The organism is Actinomycetospora atypica (assembly GCF_042653685.1).
Lineage (GTDB): Bacteria > Actinomycetota > Actinomycetes > Mycobacteriales > Pseudonocardiaceae > Actinomycetospora > Actinomycetospora atypica.
In genome coordinates, this window is the sequence record NZ_JBHSIV010000105.1 from 1 (window position 1) to 588 (window position 588).

The 588-nt window shown below is 76.0% G+C and carries 1 pseudogene; it reads left to right on the forward strand.

Annotated features, from left to right (window positions below):
- Positions 1 to 27: 27 nt before the first annotated feature.
- Positions 28 to 588: pseudogene (locus tag ACFPBZ_RS29510) on the forward strand (AfsR/SARP family transcriptional regulator); the annotation flags it as partial.

Genomic DNA, 588 nt, shown 5'->3' on the forward strand with positions numbered 1-588 from the left:
CTGCGGATCCCCGGCGAGCATCTGGTCGTGCTGCGGCCGCTCCCGCTGCCCGGGGCGGTCACCTCGCGCGATCGGGTGCGGCTGCTCGCGGTCCCGAGCGTGGCGTTGGTGGTCGCCCGGCTGCGCGCGGCGGTGCCCGACCTCGAGGTCACCGACGAGGTCCTCGACCTGGTCGCCGAGCTCTGTGAGGTCCTCGACGGTCTCCCGTTGGCGCAGGAACTGGCCGTCGCGCAGGTGCGCGCGCTCGGGCTGGCCGAGGTCGTCGTCCGGGCCCGCGCCGGTCTCGACGACGGATGCCTTCCGCCTCGGCGCGGGATCCCACGGCGCCACCGCAGCCTAAACGCGGCGATCACGTGGAGCGTGGCCCGGCTCTCCGCCCCGGAGCGGCAGCTGTTCGCGCGGTTGACGGTGTTCGCGGGCGGGTTCAGCGACGCCGCGGCCCAGCAGGTGCTCGGCGAGCCGGGCCGGGACGTGCGGCCGGTGCTGGCGATGCTGGTCGAGCACTCCCTGGTCGAGGCGGCCCACGACGGGGGAGCGGTGCGCTACCGCATGCTGGACACGCTGCGCCGGCACGCCGCCGGCCTGCTG